Origin of the sequence: Promicromonospora iranensis, from assembly GCF_028994775.1 — a bacterium.
Taxonomy (GTDB): Bacteria; Actinomycetota; Actinomycetes; order Actinomycetales; family Cellulomonadaceae; genus Promicromonospora; species Promicromonospora iranensis_A.
The window spans coordinates 333,891-350,407 of record NZ_JAJQMN010000009.1 but is presented as its reverse complement, the minus strand read 5'-3'; the positions used below and the strand labels follow the sequence as shown (position 1 = coordinate 350,407).

Annotated in this window: 13 protein-coding genes and 3 tRNA genes; 4 read left to right on the top strand and 12 right to left on the bottom strand. The window is 69.7% G+C overall.

The genetic code is table 11. The features are described 5' to 3' along the window. Positions 1 to 736: 736 nt before the first annotated feature. From LUU90_RS18860 to LUU90_RS18835, 6 genes are all read right to left on the bottom strand, one after another. Positions 737 to 1,423 (bottom strand): 3-oxoacid CoA-transferase subunit B, encoded by a 687-nt coding sequence (locus LUU90_RS18860; protein ID WP_275005269.1) that lies wholly within the window; start codon positions 1,421 to 1,423, stop codon positions 737 to 739. After that, the gene (locus LUU90_RS18855) at positions 1,420 to 2,133 is read right to left on the bottom strand and encodes a 3-oxoacid CoA-transferase subunit A (RefSeq protein WP_275005268.1); all 714 of its coding nucleotides are present in this window, start codon (positions 2,131 to 2,133) and stop codon (positions 1,420 to 1,422) included. The genes LUU90_RS18860 and LUU90_RS18855 overlap by 4 nt, the downstream gene beginning before the upstream one ends. Beyond that, positions 2,130 to 3,323: a thiolase family protein gene (locus LUU90_RS18850; protein WP_275005267.1), complete on the bottom strand. Its 1,194-nt coding sequence runs from the start codon at positions 3,321 to 3,323 to the stop codon at positions 2,130 to 2,132. The genes LUU90_RS18855 and LUU90_RS18850 overlap by 4 nt, the downstream gene beginning before the upstream one ends. A 71-nt stretch (positions 3,324 to 3,394) precedes the next feature. Further along, entirely contained in the window at positions 3,395 to 4,189 is a 795-nt protein-coding gene (locus LUU90_RS18845; RefSeq protein WP_275005265.1) for an IclR family transcriptional regulator domain-containing protein, read from the bottom strand. Between the two features lie 347 nt (positions 4,190 to 4,536). Then, positions 4,537 to 4,609, bottom strand: a tRNA-Arg gene (locus LUU90_RS18840). Positions 4,610 to 4,818: 209 nt separating this feature from the next. Then, positions 4,819 to 4,910: transfer RNA gene (locus tag LUU90_RS18835), tRNA-Ser, on the bottom strand. A 239-nt stretch (positions 4,911 to 5,149) separates the two neighbouring features. Between LUU90_RS18835 and LUU90_RS18830 the strand changes: the two genes are divergently transcribed. Further along, a complete protein-coding gene (locus tag LUU90_RS18830) occupies positions 5,150 to 6,862 on the top strand; it encodes a GMC oxidoreductase (protein ID WP_275005263.1) in 1,713 nt (570 codons plus the stop codon). Here LUU90_RS18830 and LUU90_RS18825 read toward each other — a convergent pair. Next, positions 6,855 to 7,463: a TetR/AcrR family transcriptional regulator gene (locus tag LUU90_RS18825; RefSeq protein WP_275005261.1), complete on the bottom strand. Its 609-nt coding sequence runs from the start codon at positions 7,461 to 7,463 to the stop codon at positions 6,855 to 6,857. The genes LUU90_RS18830 and LUU90_RS18825 overlap by 8 nt on opposite strands. 61 nt (positions 7,464 to 7,524) lie before the next feature. On the opposite strand from LUU90_RS18825, the gene LUU90_RS18820 reads away from it, so the two are divergent. Then, complete coding sequence (locus LUU90_RS18820; protein WP_275005259.1) at positions 7,525 to 8,427, top strand: oxidoreductase; 903 nt, start codon at positions 7,525 to 7,527, stop codon at positions 8,425 to 8,427. Between the two features lie 114 nt (positions 8,428 to 8,541). On the opposite strand, the gene LUU90_RS18815 is transcribed toward LUU90_RS18820, so the two are convergent. From LUU90_RS18815 to LUU90_RS18795, 5 genes are all read right to left on the bottom strand, one after another. Then, positions 8,542 to 8,626, bottom strand: a tRNA-Ser gene (locus LUU90_RS18815). Positions 8,627 to 8,750: 124 nt separating this feature from the next. Then, positions 8,751 to 9,389: a GTP-binding protein gene (locus LUU90_RS18810; RefSeq protein WP_374727013.1), complete on the bottom strand. Its 639-nt coding sequence runs from the start codon at positions 9,387 to 9,389 to the stop codon at positions 8,751 to 8,753. 172 nt (positions 9,390 to 9,561) lie between these two features. Continuing rightward, entirely contained in the window at positions 9,562 to 9,972 is a 411-nt protein-coding gene (locus tag LUU90_RS18805) for a DUF742 domain-containing protein (RefSeq protein WP_020017526.1), read from the bottom strand. Positions 9,973 to 9,982: 10 nt separating this feature from the next. Then, positions 9,983 to 10,432 (bottom strand): roadblock/LC7 domain-containing protein, encoded by a 450-nt coding sequence (locus LUU90_RS18800; RefSeq protein WP_020017525.1) that lies wholly within the window; start codon positions 10,430 to 10,432, stop codon positions 9,983 to 9,985. Between the two features lie 38 nt (positions 10,433 to 10,470). Continuing rightward, positions 10,471 to 14,607: a HAMP domain-containing sensor histidine kinase gene (locus LUU90_RS18795; RefSeq protein ID WP_275005256.1), complete on the bottom strand. Its 4,137-nt coding sequence runs from the start codon at positions 14,605 to 14,607 to the stop codon at positions 10,471 to 10,473. Between the two features lie 33 nt (positions 14,608 to 14,640). Here LUU90_RS18795 and LUU90_RS18790 point away from each other — a divergent pair, with 33 nt between their 5' ends. Further along, entirely contained in the window at positions 14,641 to 15,726 is a 1,086-nt protein-coding gene (locus LUU90_RS18790) for an NAD(P)H-quinone oxidoreductase (protein WP_342470683.1), read from the top strand. A gap of 94 nt (positions 15,727 to 15,820) precedes the next feature. Then, positions 15,821 to 16,480, top strand: coding sequence for a bacterial proteasome activator family protein (locus LUU90_RS18785; protein ID WP_275005253.1), 660 nt, complete (start codon positions 15,821 to 15,823; stop codon positions 16,478 to 16,480). Positions 16,481 to 16,517 lie beyond the last annotated feature (37 nt).

Genomic DNA, 16,517 nt, shown 5'->3' with positions numbered 1-16,517 from the left:
GAGCCAGGATCAAACTCTCCGTAAAAGAGAAACATCCACACCCACCCAAAAGGCGAGCATGAACAATGATACCGGCCAGATACAAATCTGATGATTTGTGTCCGTCCAAACAACCCCTCACGACAATGCAACCCCACCAACCGGACGGTCAGCAAAGCCACACCCGACAAGGGTTAAAACATTTGGCATTGACTATCAAGCACACTGTTGAGTTCTCAAACAACCGACGCACACCGTCAGAACCATCATCCGCTGGATGCTGGCCCCATCCGGGGCAACCTCTTCAACTTACCAGACCCGAACCCGCCTCGCAAACTTGCTGGTCCTGATGGACCTGCATGCTCTACACGAGAGGATCCGCATCTGATATCCCGCAGGGCGACAACAACTGCCCTGCATCAGAGATGGGATCCAGCCCCGGCGCGGCCACCCGGGCCGTTTCCGGCCCCGTGTCCGTCGGCCCGTCGGGCTGACATCCAGAACAGTACGTCAGCTGCTGGGGTGCGTCAAAGCCGGGAGCGGTGACGGCGGACACAGAGCCGCTGTTCACCGGCTGTTTTTCCAAGAGGACATCAGGTCTGAGGGGTACGGAGCCATGCCAGACGGCCTCTGGCGCGCCCTGGTGCGGCAGAACCGCCGGGACCAGACCAAGAACTGTCCCCCTCGGCCATGTCTACGTAATCTTTGATTCAGATTTCGTCATCCCGCCGTACCTGGCCGCCACAGCGCGCCGGTACTAGGCCGCGACGGAAGCCAGGCTCAGGCCCAGCATCTCCTCGAGCTCCCGGCGCGAGACGCCGTACGACTCGACGAGACGCGCCTCGCCGTCGAGGGCCGGCCCCACGTCGATCACCGCGAGGTCGCTGTAGATCCGGGACACGCAGCCGACCCCGGTGAGCGGGAGCGTGCATTCGCGGACGAGCTTGGGCTCACCATCCTTCGTCAGCAGCTTCATCATGACGACACTCCGCTTCGCGCCCACCGCGAGATCCATCGCGCCACCCACTGCCGGCACGGCACCGGGCCGTCCGGTGGACCAGTTCGCGAGGTCACCCGATGCCGACACCTGGAACGCGCCCAGCACGCACACGTCGATGTGGCCGCCGCGCATCATCGCGAACGAATCCGCCTGGTGGAAGTACGAGGCACCGGCGAGCTCCGTCACGGGGACCTTGCCCGCGTTGATCAGCTCCGGGTCCACGAGGTCCGCGCGGGGTGACGGCCCCATGCCGAGCAACCCGTTCTCCGTGTGGAGAGTGATGCCCGCGCCGGCCGGCAGGTGGTCGGCCACCAGCGTCGGCAGACCGATACCCAGGTTCACGTACGAGCCGGGCCGGATGTCCGCGGCCACACGGGCGGCCATCTGTGCGGTGGACAGTGGCGCCGTACCTCGCGCCCCGGCCGGGATCGTCTCCGCACTCATGAGGTGGCTCCTCGTTCCGAAGGTTGTGCGCCCGCGAGCACGGTCGTGCTGTCGATCGGCACCACCGCGTCGACATAGATGCCAGGGGTCACCACCGACTCCGGGTCGATCGACCCGGCAGGCAGCACCTCCGTCACCTGTGCGACCGTCCGGCGCGCGGCGGTGGCCATCACCGGTCCGAAGTTCCTCGCGGTCTTGCGGTAGACCAGGTTGCCCGCGCCGTCGGCCCGGAATGCCTTGACCAGGGCGAGATCGGCGCGAAGCGGCGACTCGAAGACCATCGGGACACCATCGACCACGCGTGTCTCCTTGCCCTCGGCCAGCGGGGTGCCGTAGCCGGTCGGCGTGAAGAAGCCGCCCAGGCCCGCGCCGGCCGCCCGGATCCGCTCGGCCAGGTTCCCCTGCGGCACCAGCTCCAGCTCGATCCGGCCAGTGCGGTAGGCCTCGTCGAAGTGCCACGAGTCCACCTGGCGGGGGAAGGAGCACACGATGCGGCGGACACGGCCCAGCTGGATCAGCCGTGCCAGGGCGTCCTCCCCGTTGCCCGCATTGTTGGAGACGACGACGAGATCGCCCGCCCCCTGTTCCAGGAGCGCGTCGATGAGCTCGACCGGCTGCCCGGCGGGCCCGAACCCACCGATCATCACGGTCGACCCGTCGGCGACATCACCGACGGCTTCCTGGGGCGTCCGCGCGAGCTGGACCGTCATGCTGCAGCTCGGATGTTCTCGAGCACCACAGCCATTCCCTGGCCGACGCCGATACAGATCGCCGCGACGCCCCAGCGTTGGTTCTCCGCGATCAGGCGGCGCGCGAGCGTCCCCAGGATCCGGGTGCCCGACGCGCCCAGCGGATGACCGAGCGCCGTCGCGCCGCCCCATGCGTTGACGATGTCGAGGTCCGCACCCCAGGCATCGACGCAGACGAGCGACTGTGCGGCGAACGCCTCGTTGAGCTCGACCGCGCCGACGTCGGACCAGACGATGCCGCTCTTCGCCAAGGCCCGGTCGACGGCCTCGACCGGCGCGAACCCGAAGTACTGCGGCTCGTTGGCGACCGACGCACGGCCCGCGATGCGGGCGAGCGGCTCGAGGCCGGTGTGGCCGGCGGCCGACTCCGAACCGACCAAGGCGGCGCTGGCGCCGTCCGTCAGCGGAGAGGCGTTCCCCGCGGTGATGGTGCCTCCCTCCAAACGGAACGAGGGCTTCAGTGCGGCCAGCTTCTCCAGGGTGCCGCCAGGACGGACGGGCTCGTCCCGGCGCAGATCGGTGTCGGGGTATGCGGTGACCAGGTCGTCATACCAGCCTGCCTCCCACGCCTCGTGTGCCAGCCGGTGGCTACGCAGGGCGAACTCGTCCTGGCGTTCTCGCGTCACGGCGTACCTCTCGCGCAGGCGCTCCGTCGCCTCGCCGAGGGACACGGTCCAGTCCGGTTGCATCCGCTCGTTGATCAGGCGCCAGCCCAGCGTCGTGGAGACGAGCTCTGCATTGCCCGCCGGGTAAGCACGCTCCGGCTTGCGCATGACCCAGGGTGCGCGGCTCATCGACTCGACCCCGCCGGTGATGACCACCTCGGCGTCACCCGACTCCACGGCACGGGCGGCCTGGACGACCGCCTCGAGCGACGAGCCGCACAGCCGGTTCACGGTGGCGCCGGGAACCGTCACCGGCAGTCCGGCCAGCAGCACCGCCATGCGCGCCACGTTCCGGTTCTCCTCACCGGCTCCGTTCGCGTTGCCCAGGATCACGTCGTCGATCCGGGCCGGGTCGAGCCCCGGAGCCCGGCGCGTCTGCTCCGCCACGACGAAGGCGGCGAGATCGTCCGGGCGTACCGCCGCCAGAGCACCGCCGTACCGGCCGAAGGGTGTGCGCACCGCGTCGTAGACGTATGCGTGTCTCATCGATCAGACCCCTGCCTGTTCGCTGTGCGCACATAAGTTCCATATGCGCACACTCACGCTAGCAGCCAGGTTCAGGTCCGGGTACGGGCCAGATCCGCCTCGATCTCGCGGGCAGCACGGAGCAGTGCCGGGAGGAACTCGGTGGCCATCTCCTCGACGGGCCCTCTGCGGACGGGTGCGGAGACGTTCACGGCCGCGACGACCCGCCCGGTCCCGTCGCGCAGTGGAGCAGCGATCGACCGCAGGCCTTCCTCCAGCTCCTGGTCGACGAGCGCCCAGCCCTGCTCCTTGACCGTGCTCAGCTCCGCGCGCAGCTCGCTCTTGTTCGTGATCGTGCGCGAGGTGAGCGGGGCCAGCGTGGTCGCGGCCAGGAACGCTTCACGTTCACCGTCCGGCACGTGCGCCAGGACGGCACGGCCCATCGACGTGGCGGCCGCCGGGAACCTGGTGCCGACCTGGATCGCCGCGGACATGATGCGGCGGGTCGCCACACGGGCGACGTAAACGATGTCGGCGCCGTCGAGCACCGCCACCGACGACGACTCACCGACGTCCTCCGCCAGCTGCTCCAGGTGAGGCTGAGCCACGTCGGGCAACGACAGGCTCGACAGGTACGCGTACCCGAGCTCCAGCACCTGGGGCCGCAGCGCGAACACACGACCGTCGGTCACGACGTACCCGAGCTCCACCAGGGTGTGCAGGAAGCGTCGCGCGGACGCCCGGCTCAGCTCGGCCTCGCGGGCGACCTCACTCAGCGTCATCCGGGCGCGGTCCGTGCCGAACGCGCGGATCACTGCCAGACCTCGTTCCAGGGACTGCACGAACTCACCCGACCTGGTGCCGGCGTCCTGAGTGATCTCGCTCATCCGAGTTCCTCTCCCTGCCAGTGCGCGTGTCCGATTCGCATCCTCGGCCGGGTCTCCGGCCGCTCCAGCTCGCACACGTGCGACCGGGGGTGCGTCCCCTGGGCAGCACGCCCGTCCGGATCTTCCCCGGGGCCTACGTCGCAACGCCTCGTTGAGCTCCGACGTCGGTCCTGGTTGTACTCCGAACGGGTGTGCCGCAGGTGAACGTAGCGAGAGCCGCAGGCCAGGTCAACAGTCGAGTGGTCTGGGTCACAACCGTGACCACATCGGGACCTGTCTGGCACCCGCCGGACGGCGTGGATACAAGAAAGCCCCTCACCCGGCTTTCGCCTGGTGAGGGGCCAATGTGCGCCCGGAGGGATTCGAACCCCCAACCTTCTGATCCGTAGTCAGATGCTCTATCCGTTGAGCTACGGGCGCTGGTCGTACCACTTCCTACCGGCCTGCCGTTCACACGGCCGACCGACGAGAACATTACCGCCTGTTCGGCGCGGACCCAAACTCAAATCCGCGCTTCCCGAGGAGAACTCCGTCACAGCTCTCCGCCGGCTTCGAGCCACCGGCCGAACCGACGTTCCGATGCCTCCCACAGAAAAGGCCCCGGGCGTCACGCGCGGCCGGGACCTTCCTGGCGGAGACGGAGGGATTTGAACCCTCGAACGGGTTGCCCCGTTACCACCTTAGCAGGGTGGCGCACTAGACCTGACTATGCGACGTCTCCTCGCGACAGCCCTTGCTCAGGCAGAGGTAATGCCGCGCGGCCCAGGGTACCTGCCGTACGGCGCGCTGAGCAAAGCGGAAGGGCTCGCGGCCCTCGGACCACCCCCGCATCGCCGTCATCCCGCCGATTTTTTCCTATCCGGACAACGCCGGCCAGGGCCGCCGGAGTGCCCGTTCGCCCGCCAGGGAGCTTCGGTGCGCGTATTTCACCCAGCGTCAATAGCGGGTACATTCGCGGTCATGGACTACGACGTCTTGGTGATCGGGTCGGGCTTCGGTGGCAGCGTCGCCGCCCTCCGCCTCACCGAAAAGGGCTACCGGGTCGGCGTGCTCGAGGCGGGCCGGAGGTTCGAGGACCACGAGTTCGCCAAGAACTCCTGGCACCTCAAGCAGTTCCTCTGGGCGCCCGCGCTCGGCTGCTACGGCATCCAGCGCGTACGTCTGCTGCGCAACGTGCTGTGCCTGACGGGGGCGGGCGTGGGCGGCGGGTCCCTGGTCTACGCCAACACCCTCTACCGGCCGCTCGACCCGTTCTACGCGGACAGCGCCTGGTCGCACATCACCGACTGGAAGACCGAGCTCGCGCCGTACTACGACCAGGCGGAACGCATGCTCGGCGTCGTCCAGTACCACGGCCGGTCCCCCGCCGACGAGATCATCCGCGGCGTCGCCGAGGACATGGGCGTCGGCCACACGTTCCGTCCCACCCGCGTGGGCGTGTACTTCGGTCCGGGTGGTGCCGAGTCGCCCTCCCCTGGGCAGTGCGCCGCCGACCCGTTCTTCGGCGGCGCGGGCCCGGAGCGCACCGGCTGCTCCGAGTGCGGCGAGTGCATGACGGGCTGCCGGCACGGTGCCAAGAACACCCTCGTCAAGAACTACCTCTACCTCGCCGAGAGCGCGGGCGCCGAGGTGCACCCGCTCACCACCGCAGACGTGGTGCGCCCGCTGCCCGGCGGCGGCTACGAGGTCCGGACTCACCGCACGGGCAGGAAGTGGGCGGGCAGGCGGTCGTTCACCGCACGGCAGGTGGTGTTCGGAGCCGGCACGCTCGGCACACAGCGCCTCTTGCACGCCATGAAGGACGCCGGCACCTTGCCGCGGCTGTCGGGACGGCTCGGACACCTCACGCGGACCAACTCGGAGGCGCTGCTCGGCGCGATGACGCACAAGGTCGGCGCGACGGACTACTCACGCGGCGTCGCGATCACGTCGTCGTTCTATCCGAACGAGAGCACGCACATCGAACCCGTGCGCTACGGCCATGGTTCCAACGTCATGGCCGCGCTGCAGCACATCCTCGTCGACGGCGGCCGGTTCCGGTTCCTCCGCTGGCTCGGCGAGCTGGGCAAGAACCTGAAGTGGCTGCCCGTGCTGCTCGACTGGCGCCGCTGGTCCGAGCGGACGGTGATCGCCCTCGTGATGCAGGCCCACGACAACTCGCTGACCACCCTGACCAAGCGCTCCGTCCTGGGCCGGTACATGACGTCCACGCAAGGCACCGGCGCACCGAACCCGAGCTGGATCCCCGAGGGCCACGAGGCGGTGCGCCGCATGGCCGACAAGCTGGGCGGCGACGGTGTCGAGGGTATCGCCGGCGGCACGATCGGTGACCCGTTCAACATCCCGCTCACCGCGCACATCCTGGGCGGCTGCGCCATCGGGTCAGATGCCGAGAGCGGCGTCGTGGACCCGTACCTGCGAATGTTCGGCCACGAGGGCCTGCACGTCATGGACGGCTCGGCGGTGACAGCGAACCTCGGGGTGAACCCGTCGCTCACCATCACCGCGCAGGCCGAGCGCGCCTGTGCGCTGTGGCCCAACGCCGGCGAGCCGGACGGGCGTCCCGCCCTGGGATCGGCCTACACCGCCGTGCAGCCCGTGCGCCCGGCCGCACCCGTGGTGCCGGAGGCAGCACCGGCCGCGCTGCGGCTGCCCATCGTGGGCATCAGCTGACGCCGCCCAACTCGCCGGTGGCGGCGCGTGCCGCGTGCTGCGCCACCGTCTCGTCGATCATCTGGTCGACCTCCCCTTCGGGGATGACCCCGCAGCTCCGCAAGCCGGCGATGCCCTGCAGCGTCGCGAGGAACAGCAGCCCTGCCCGCTCCGGGTCGCGGATCGAGAGCCGCCCCTCGGCCTGACCGCGCCGGAACGTCTCCAGCAGCGGCCCGAACGCCTCGGTGGCGCGCTGCTGGACGAGCGCGTCGCCCTCCCCCCGTTCGTGGGCGAACATCAGCTCGGCCAGGTTCGCTTCGGAGAGAGCGAAGGCGACGTACGCGTCAGCGATCGAGCGAACCTGCTCCTGGAACCCGGGCGCCGCGGCCGCGGCCTCACCCAGACGACTGCCGAGCCGCAGGAAGCCCTCTGCGGCGAGGGCGTCCAGCAGCGCCTGCCGGTCAGGGAAATACCGACGTGGTGCGGTATGAGACACCCCGATATCGGCGGTGAGCTCACGGAGCGAGATCCCGGAGACCCCCCGCTCGCGGACCACGACGGCGGCCCGCTCCAGCACAGCCTCGCGCAGATTGCCGTGGTGATAGGGGCGCTCGGGCGTCATCGGGCCAGCATACGAGAAGTGTCCGTTGACAACATAGTTACCGCTGGATACATTGCCGATCATGCCCAACCTCGCATCGCCCCAGCAGATCCCCGACCAGACTGGTCGCACCGCAGTGATCACAGGAGGCGGTAGCGGTATCGGCCGTGCCACCGCTGCCGCCCTCGTGGCCAAGGGCGCACGGGTGATCCTCGCTGTGCGCGACCAGGAGCGAGGCCGCGCCGCCGCGGCTGCCATGCGCGGCCAGGTGGAGGTCCGCCCGGTGGACCTCGCCTCGCTGGCCTCTGTCCGGTCCTTCGTCCGTGACGTCGAGGGAACGGTGGACCTGTTGATCAACAACGCCGGCACGATGGCCGACCAGCTCCGGCTCACCGCTGACGGCTTCGAGAGTCAGTTCGGGACCAACCATCTCGGCCACTTCGCCCTGACGAACCTGCTCCTGGACCGGATCACCGGCCGTGTCGTCACAGTCACGTCCACGGCGTACCGGACCGCCCGGATCGACTTCGACGACCTCCAGTGGGAGCGACGGGCCTACAGCCCGTTCGGAGCGTACGGGCAGTCCAAGCTGGCCAACCTCCTGTTCACCGCGGAACTGCAGCGGCGCCTGACCGCCGTGGGCTCGCCGGTGCTCGCAACGGCCGCTCACCCAGGGTGGGCATCCACCGGCTTCCGGATCACGAGCGGCAACCGGCTGTTCGACCGGGTCATGGCGGCGAGCACCCCGGTGCTCGCCCACGGGCCGGAGGGCGGCTCCCTCCCGACCTTGATGGCCGCGGTCGGCGACGTCCCGGGTGGCAGCTTCGCGGGACCGAGCCGTCTCGGCGGGGTACGGGGTCCAGCCACGTTGATCGGCCGGTCTTCGGTGGTCGACGACGCCGATGTCGCGAGGCGGCTCTGGGAGGTCTCCGAGCGGCTGACCGGAACCCGCTTCCCGTGGTCCGCCGAATCGGTCGTACCCTGAGCGCGGACGCCGGGCCGTCCGACCGGAGGTACCCGCCGTCCGCCGGTTGAGTCCTGTGGCGAAAAAGAGATGACGCGGGACACCGGTCATCGATGTCCCGCGTCATCACACGAGCGGAGGGCGAGGGATTCGAACCCCCGGTGCGTTGCCGCACAACGGTTTTCAAGACCGTCACATTAGGCCGCTCTGTCAGCCCTCCTCGTGCGCCGCTTTCCGCCGTACACCAGGCACGGCCGCGCAGCCACACAGTCTAACGTCCGCCGGAACAGCGACGGCGGGCCGCCCCAGGGTGGCCCGCCGTCCGCGGAATGCTGGAGAGTGGCTCAGCCCTGCGCCTGTGCGCCGGAACGGAGCTGACGCATCGCGAGCTGGACCAGCGCGATCAGCGTCTGCTTGGTCGCCGCACGGGACCGTGCGTCGGTGTAGAGCATCGGGACGTGCGAGGGGATCTGCAGTGCTTCGCGCACGTCCTCGAGCCGGTGCTTGGCCACGCCGTCGAAGCAGTTGACGCCCACGACGAACGGGATGTTGCGCGACTCGAAGTAGTCGATCGCCGGGAAGCACTGCTCCAGGCGGTCGGTGTCGACCAGGACGACGGCGCCGATCGCGCCGCGCACCAGGTCGTCCCACATGAAGAGGAAGCGGTCCTGACCCGGGGTGCCGAACAGGTACAGCCAGAGGTTGCCCGGGAGCTCGACCCGGCCGAAGTCCATGGCCACCGTGGTGGTGGTCTTGCGGTCCGTGACGCCACCGGCGTCATCGACGCCCACCGAGTGCTCGGTCATCGCAGCCTCGGTGTTCAGCGGCTCGACGTCGGAGATCGACCCGATGAACGTCGTCTTGCCGACCGCGAAGCCACCGGCGACGACGATCTTGACGACCGTGGGCGCGGTGCGCTCGGCTGCGGGCTGAGAGCCAGGAGCCGCCTGTGCGCCGGCATTACCGGTCGGAGCCTGCTGCATCACCGGCGGTGCAGGCTGCGCCTGCGCCGGACGGGACGCCTGTGCGGTGGGCGCCGAAGCACCGCCGCCACCACCCAGCACGCTCTGGCGCGCAGGCGTGCTCGAGGAAGCGGTCGCGGTGCCGGCGTTACCCGACACCGGGGCCCAGTTGGGACCGCTGCGGGCCCCGCCGTCAGAGGGCGGAAATGCCATTCAGAACACTCTCCAAGACGCTCAGCGACAGGCCCGAGTTCGAGCTGCCGTGGCCTGTGTGGACGTTAACCGGTGTCGAGGTGTGCACAGTCACGTGCCCTTCCTCCTGCATGTCCGCCACAAGAATCCGGACGACACCCAGGGGCAGCCGCAGAAGGGCCGAGAGCTCGGCGATCGACACGTACGTGTGGGCGGCGTGCTGGAGGATCGCGCGCTTCTCGGGTGGCAACCCGAAACTGCTGACCGCGCCGGGCAGTACCTCCACGAGGGCCTCGAGCGGCAGGTCGGACAGCTCCGACCGCACCCGGCCTCCGGTGACCGCGTAGGGGCGCACGGTGGACGTCTCACGGACGTCCCCCTGCCCCTGGGAACCGAAAGGTGCGTACGTCATGGTCGAGTCCTCATCCCACGCTGGCGGCTCGGGTCTGCCCGTCGACCGGGAGGCTGCCACGCATCTCCGAGATCAGCTGCGGCGTGAGCGTGGCCTCGGTGCGGGACACCAGAAGAGCCATCTCGTAGCCGATAAGACCGATGTCGCACGTAGCCTCCGCCACCACGCCGAGCACAGACCCGTTCGAGACATTCATCAGGAAAAGGAAGCCGTTGTCCATCTCGATGATTGCCTGACGGACATTACCGCCGTTGAGCTGCCTGGAAGCTCCACGCGTAAGGCTTGACATACCCGAAACGATCGCCGCGAGCTGGTCACCGCTGGTGCGGTCCAGCTGGTCGGACATCGCCATGAGCAGGCCGTCCGCCGACACGACGAGCGTGTGGCGGCTGCCGGGAACGGTACGCACGAAGTTGTCGAGCAGCCACCCGAAATTCGTTGCTTCGGTGCTGAGGGTCACTCTCTGTTCCTCCTAGTCAGAATCCACAGACGCGCTTGTCACCGCGACTGCGGCGCTGAGTCAGGGACATGATTCACGGTCGAGGGTGCCCACGTCGAGTCCCCATCGGCCTTCTTGCCGTTCTCGTTCTCCGATCCACCCTCGTCAACGGATTCCGACCGGCCACGGGCGGTGGCCGACTGGAATGCCGAGAGTCGTGAGCGGAGCTGCTCGGGATCACGGTCAATGCGAGCGGAGAGGCGCTCGACGGTGGGATCCGCCCCGGTGCCCGAGGCACCGCGCGTGCGGCGGGTCAGACCGCCGCCCACAACCTCGGTGTTGACGGCCGCCGGACGGTACGAGTCGCTCTCTTTCACATCATCTTCCTGAAAAGCCCCTCGGCGAAGGAGGCTCGTCATCTCCTCGTAGAGAACCGCCGAGGCGGTCCACTCCGATCGAGCCTCCACCGAGTCCCGCACGTACTCCGGGTCGAGCGGGTCCTTGCCGTCGCCGTCCGTGCCGGCAGCCCGCTTGGCGAGCGGCGCGGGCGAACCATACGTCGGGTCGTACACAGCACCGGTCGGGTACGGCTCGCTGAACTCACGAGCGGGCGCCTCGAAGGGCTGCTGCGCGGTCGCCATCGGCACGGCCTGGGTGGCCGGGGCCGACGCGAACGAGGTGGGCGCCTGCTCGGGAGCCGGCGCGGGGGCGGGCGCAGCGGCACGCGGCGCTGCGTCGACGAACGGGTTGCTGCTCTGGGTCGGAGCCGGGACGGCCGCCTGCGCCTGCGTGGGCAGGGGGACCGTGCCACCCGCCGGTGCGTTCGGCACCGCCGGCATGGCCGACGTCAGCGACTCCTGGACCGCCCGCTGGTAGCCCTCCTGGAAGCCCCGCTGGTAGGTCGGGTCGGCCAGGGGCTGCTGCTCCTGCGCCGGAGCCGCGATCGGGAAGGTTCCGGTCATCGGGCTCGCCGGCTGCGGGGCCGGCGAGCTCTGCGGAGCGTTCGGCGTCTGGAAGTCCTGCGGCGCGCGGGGTGCCGGGAAGTCCTGCGGCGGACTGCTCGGCGCCTGGAAGTTCGGCGCCTGGAAGTTCTGCGCCTGGAAGCTCTGCGTCTCCACGTTCGGAGCACCGAACGTCGGCGCACCGCCGACGGGGCTGCTCACGGTCTGGATCGGACGCGACGCCGGACGCTCCTGCGGCTGGTAGGCGCGCAGCTCGCCGGTGGCGGGCTGGCCCGGCCGGCGACCGAACAGCCCACGCTTCTGCTGCGCCGGCTTGGCCCCCTGGGTGCCCGACCCGGTCGAGCGACGGCTCGGAAGATCCGCCATGAGCTCTTCGAACGCGGGCAGCGCCTCGTACGACGAGTCCGGGCCCTGCGGCGCGTCGGCCCCGAAGCCCTGCGACTGCTCGCCATCACCCTCGTACGGGCCGCCGAAGCCTTCCGACGGACCGCCGAAGCTCCGGGCCGGTGCCTGTGCGGGAGGCGTCTGAGCGCCGCCCGCGGCAGGGAACCGCATGACGTCGGTGTCCGACATCCCGGGCAGCGCGGCCGGGTCCTGCGTCACCGGGTCGAGCTGCAGCGACTGGGTGCCGCCGCCGTCGACCGGATCGATCGTGCTCAGGGAGCGGAAGCTCGAGAAGAGAGCGCTGCGCTGGTCCACGTCCACCGCTGCCGGCGTCGTGTCCTCGAAGACCGGTGCGACCGGCTCCTCCGGCTGCGGTGCACGCTGGCGGCTCGGGAGCGAGCTGCCCTCGGACACGTTCGACGGCGGGGCCCACGCGTTGTCGTCGCCCTGGTACTCCTGCGGGAGCGACGGCGTCTGGATCTCCGGCAGGACGATCGAGCCCGTAGGCGTCGTCTCGGCCATCGGCTGCGCCGCCGTCGAGCTGCGGCGTCGGGCCAGGCCGAGCGCCGTCGTGCCGTCGGTCAGGGCGTTGATGTCGACCTGCTGCGCGACAGGGGCCGGCTGCGCCGCGAAGGCGGCAGCGGCGATCTGGGACGTACCGGTCGGTACCGGCATGCCACCCTGCTGCGGAACGGAGGTCGTGGCCGGCGACGCCGCCGTGATGGCAGGCGAGCCGAAACCGTTGGTGGGTGCACCCGCCCCCCGCATGGCACCGGTGCCCGGGCCGGTGGCCACACCACCGTTGAACTGCGAGGCGGCCGCCTGCGTGTTGGCCTCCAGCGGGTCCGTCGGCATCGGCAGCGGCATGGCGTTGTCCGGCATGAACAGCACCGCCGGGAAACGGACGGTCACCTCGGTACCCGTGCCGCCCTCGCCCACGCCGAACTCGACCTGGGCGCCGAGGCGGTCGGACAGACGACCGACCACGTAGAGGCCGAGCCGCTGGGCACCGACGGCGTCCGACGCGGCGTGGCTGAGCACCTTACGGTTCGCCTCTGCCACCTCGTCGGGGTTCATGCCCAGGCCGTGGTCGCGGACCACGACGGTGACGAACTGCTCGTCACGGGCCGTGGTGACCTCGACCGGCGTGTGGGGCTCGGAGAACATCGTCGCGTTCTCGAGGAGCTCGGCCAGCAGGTGCGCCGCGTTCAGCGCGTTGTGGCCCAGCATCATCGGGTCGACGACGAGGTTCAGGCGCACCCGGTCGTACAGCTCGATCTCGGAGGACGCCGTACGGATGACGTCGGAGACCGGCATGGGCTGGCGGACACGACGACCGGAGTCGATGCCCGCGAGCACCAGGAGGGACTCGGCGTTGCGGCGCATCCGGGTCGCGAGGTGGTCGAGACGGAACAGGTTCGACAGCGTCGACGGGTCTTCCTCGGAACGCTCGAGGTCGTCCAGGAAGGCGAGCTGCCGGTTGAGCAGCACCTGGTCACGCCGGGCCACGTTGACGAACATCTCCGCGATGGAGCCACGGAGGGCCGCCTGTTCGCGGGCGACGTCGATGGTCGTTCTGTTGACGTCGTTGAAGGCGGCGGCCAGCTGGCCGATCTCGTCCGACGACTCGACGGTGATCGGGTCGAGGTCGATGCTCGGGCCCTGCCCGGGGACCGACACCTGCTCCACCAGGGTGGGGAGGCGGTCACGGACCACGCCGGCGGCCTGGGTCAGGCGACGCAGCGGGGAGACCAGGCGGCGGGCGATGACGAGCGCCGTGATGATCGAGAAGCCGAGGGCCGCGATCGCGATGCCACCGGTGAGGTAGGCGCGGTTCGCGGCGATGTCGGCCTGCTCCTGCGCGAAGGCAGCGGCGTCCTCGCGGACCGCGTCACGGACGATGCGCCCCTCCTCGACCCACTTGGCCGACTCGTTCGAGAACGCCTCGATCTGGGCCGGCTGGATCGAGCCGAGATCGCCGCGCGCCACGTAGCCGCGGACGGTGCCGTAGACGCCGTCCATGCCCGGGACCTGGTAGTCACCGGGGATGCGGTCGTAGAGGTCCTGCGTCTCGTCCCACTGACGGTCACCCAGGTTCACCAGGTCCGCGGCGCGCAGCGCCATGGTCCGGGCTGCCTCCTCGCCCTGCGGGTGCTGCGTGAAGATGCCGAGGGCCAGGGAGACGACCGGGCGCTCGTAGGTGTTCGTGAGCATGAGCTCGTCCATCGAGTGGTACGCCTCGAGACGGGTGCCCAGATCGCGGTCCTCGGACGTGTCCGCGATGGCGTCCATCACCTCGAGGGCACCGTCGATGTACCCGCCGTAGGCCTTGGTCGCCCTCTGCTCCGTGAGACGCCCGTCGGCGACCTGCTTCTGCACGTCGGTGATCGCCGCGCGGTCCTCGATGGTCTGCGCGACGGCGTTCTTGACGCGCTGGTCCAGCATCGAGATGTCGATGTCGAGCAGCGCCTCGTCGCGCTCGTCGAGTGCCTTGATCGTCTGTGCCTGGGCCGCCGGGGCCGCCCACTTCGGGGTGCCGTCCTTGTTGGTCGCCTGGGTGACGCCGTCCTCCTCCATCTCCGGCGTTCCCTGCAGCAGCGCGAGGCGGGCCTGGTCACCGTACGGACCGTCGTCGATCATCGCCACGATGTTGTACGACCGTTCCTGCGCGAACGTCGTTCCTGCCTCGTCCTGGTACTTCAGCGCGGCGACGAGATCACTCGTCTGTTGCGCGCGCATCGCGTCGACCACAGACAGGCCGATGATGTACGCCGCTGCGATGACCAGGACGATGGCAGGCGTGACCAGGGTCGCAAGAACTTTCCCGCGCACTCCCAACCTGCGGAACATGCGTACCTCTCTCCATCACTGATCCGGAAGGGGGTGGCGTGCGTGTGCCCGCCGAGCATCCCTCGGTGCTGCGTACAAGTTACCGGCACCTGGTTTCCGCTGGCGACCAACGCGGGCCGTACGGAAGTAGGCTTCATCGATGTGCGAGCCGTCACGATATCTGGACCGGGCCCATCAGGGAAACTCTCCCTTTCCTCCCTGAATCCCCCGATTGCTGGCCAAAGGGACGTGGTGATCACCGTCGCCGCTGCCGGCGTCAACCGTGCTGACCTGCTCCAACGGGCCGGATCCTACCCCCCTCCGCCGGGTGCGCCCGACTGGCCAGGTCTTGAGATATCAGGAACTGTGAAGCGTGTCGGACACGGCGTGTCGCGCTGGCGCGCCGGTGACCGGGTCGTCGCGCTCCTCGAAGGGGGCGGTTATGCGGAGGAAGTCGTGGTCCGCGAGACGCAGGTGCTCCCGGTGCCCGACGGCGTCGACCTGGTCGACGCGGCGGCACTTCCCGAGGCCGCGTGCACGGTCTGGAACAACCTCGTCGACGTCGGCCGGCTGCGTTCCGGCGAGTGGGTGCTGGTCCATGGCGGCTCGGGCGGCATCGGCAGCTTCGCGATCCAGGTCGCCAAGGCCCTCGGCGCACGTGTCGCCACGACGGCCGGCGGCGCCGAGCGCACCGCACGGTGCGCCGAGCTCGGGGCGGACCTGGTCATCGACCACCGGGAGAAGGACTTCGTCGACGAGGTGCGACGGGCGACGGACGGCCGCGGGGCCGACGTCGTGCTCGACCTCCTCGGCGGCGGCGCGCTGGGCGACAACGTCCGCGCGTTGGCGCAGGACGGCCGGCTGGTCGTCATCGGCATGCAGCAGGGGCGGCGGGGCGAGCTCGACCTCAGCGACCTTCTCGCCCGCCGCGGGACCGTCACCGGAACGCTGCTGAGGTCGCGGCCGGCGGACGAGAAGGCGCGCATCGTCGCCGACACCGAGGAGCACGTCTGGCCGCTGGTCGCGGACGGGCGGGTCCGGCCGGTAATACATGCCCGCATACCGTTCGCCGAGGCGCAGTCCGCGCACGAGCTGCTCGAGTCGGGCGAGGCCTTCGGCAAAGTTCTCCTGCTCCCCTGATCATCCCGTGCCTATATATAGGCATGGTCGACAATTTCGACCGCGCACGGTCGCTGCCATGCGGACGACAAGCAATCCGGGCAAGACTGGACCCATGACCGACGAGCGAGCCAACCCCCCGTCAGACGAGCGACACGACGACAACACCGACCAGCGGGACCGGTCCGGGCGCCCCGACGGGCCGTCCACCGTGCATCCCCAGGTGGTGACGCCCGACGGTGCCGCGGTGCCGCCGGACCGCCGCCCCGAGGGCTCTGCCGAGGAAGAGGTCGACGAGGCCGAGGCCGTCGTGGGCCAGGTGGAGGAGCCGGCCAAGGTCATGCGCATCGGCGGCATGGTCAAGCGGCTGCTCGACGAGGTACGTGACGCGCCGCTGGACGAGGCCGCCCGTACCCGCCTGGCCGAGATCCACGAGCGCTCGATCCACGAGCTCGAGGACGGCCTCTCCCCCGATCTCGTCGACGAGCTGCACCGGATCACGCTGCCGTTCTCCGACGACTCCGCACCGTCCGACGCCGAGCTCCGGGTCGCTCAGGCCCAGCTCGTGGGCTGGCTCGAGGGCCTGTTCCACGGTATCCAGACGGCGCTCGTGGCCCAGCAGATGGCGGCGCAGGCGCAGCTCTCGCAGATGCGCCGTGCGCTGCCGCCCGGCTCCGGGGCGTTCGGTCCCGGTGGCCCCGGCGGACCCACCCTGCCGGGCAGCCACGAGGACGAGCCGGGTGGCGAACGCCGGGCCCCCGGCCAGTACCTCTGACCTGCCCGTCCTGGCACGACCGCGGTGCCGGGCCTCC

Bases quoted from the DNA above. Each gene is read 5' to 3' on its own strand.
- LUU90_RS18860 (WP_275005269.1), bottom strand. From the start codon at position 1,423: ATGAGTGCGGAGACGATCCCGGCCGGGGCGCGAGGTACGGCGCCACTG.
- LUU90_RS18855 (WP_275005268.1), bottom strand. From the start codon at position 2,133: ATGACGGTCCAGCTCGCGCGGACGCCCCAGGAAGCCGTCGGTGATGTC.
- LUU90_RS18850 (WP_275005267.1), bottom strand. From the start codon at position 3,323: ATGAGACACGCATACGTCTACGACGCGGTGCGCACACCCTTCGGCCGG.
- LUU90_RS18845 (WP_275005265.1), bottom strand. From the start codon at position 4,189: ATGAGCGAGATCACTCAGGACGCCGGCACCAGGTCGGGTGAGTTCGTG.
- LUU90_RS18830 (WP_275005263.1), top strand. From the start codon at position 5,150: ATGGACTACGACGTCTTGGTGATCGGGTCGGGCTTCGGTGGCAGCGTC.
- LUU90_RS18825 (WP_275005261.1), bottom strand. From the start codon at position 7,463: ATGACGCCCGAGCGCCCCTATCACCACGGCAATCTGCGCGAGGCTGTG.
- LUU90_RS18820 (WP_275005259.1), top strand. From the start codon at position 7,525: ATGCCCAACCTCGCATCGCCCCAGCAGATCCCCGACCAGACTGGTCGC.
- LUU90_RS18810 (WP_374727013.1), bottom strand. From the start codon at position 9,389: ATGCAGCAGGCTCCGACCGGTAATGCCGGCGCACAGGCGGCTCCTGGC.
- LUU90_RS18805 (WP_020017526.1), bottom strand. From the start codon at position 9,972: ATGACGTACGCACCTTTCGGTTCCCAGGGGCAGGGGGACGTCCGTGAG.
- LUU90_RS18795 (WP_275005256.1), bottom strand. From the start codon at position 14,607: ATGTTCCGCAGGTTGGGAGTGCGCGGGAAAGTTCTTGCGACCCTGGTC.
- LUU90_RS18785 (WP_275005253.1), top strand. From the start codon at position 15,821: ATGACCGACGAGCGAGCCAACCCCCCGTCAGACGAGCGACACGACGAC.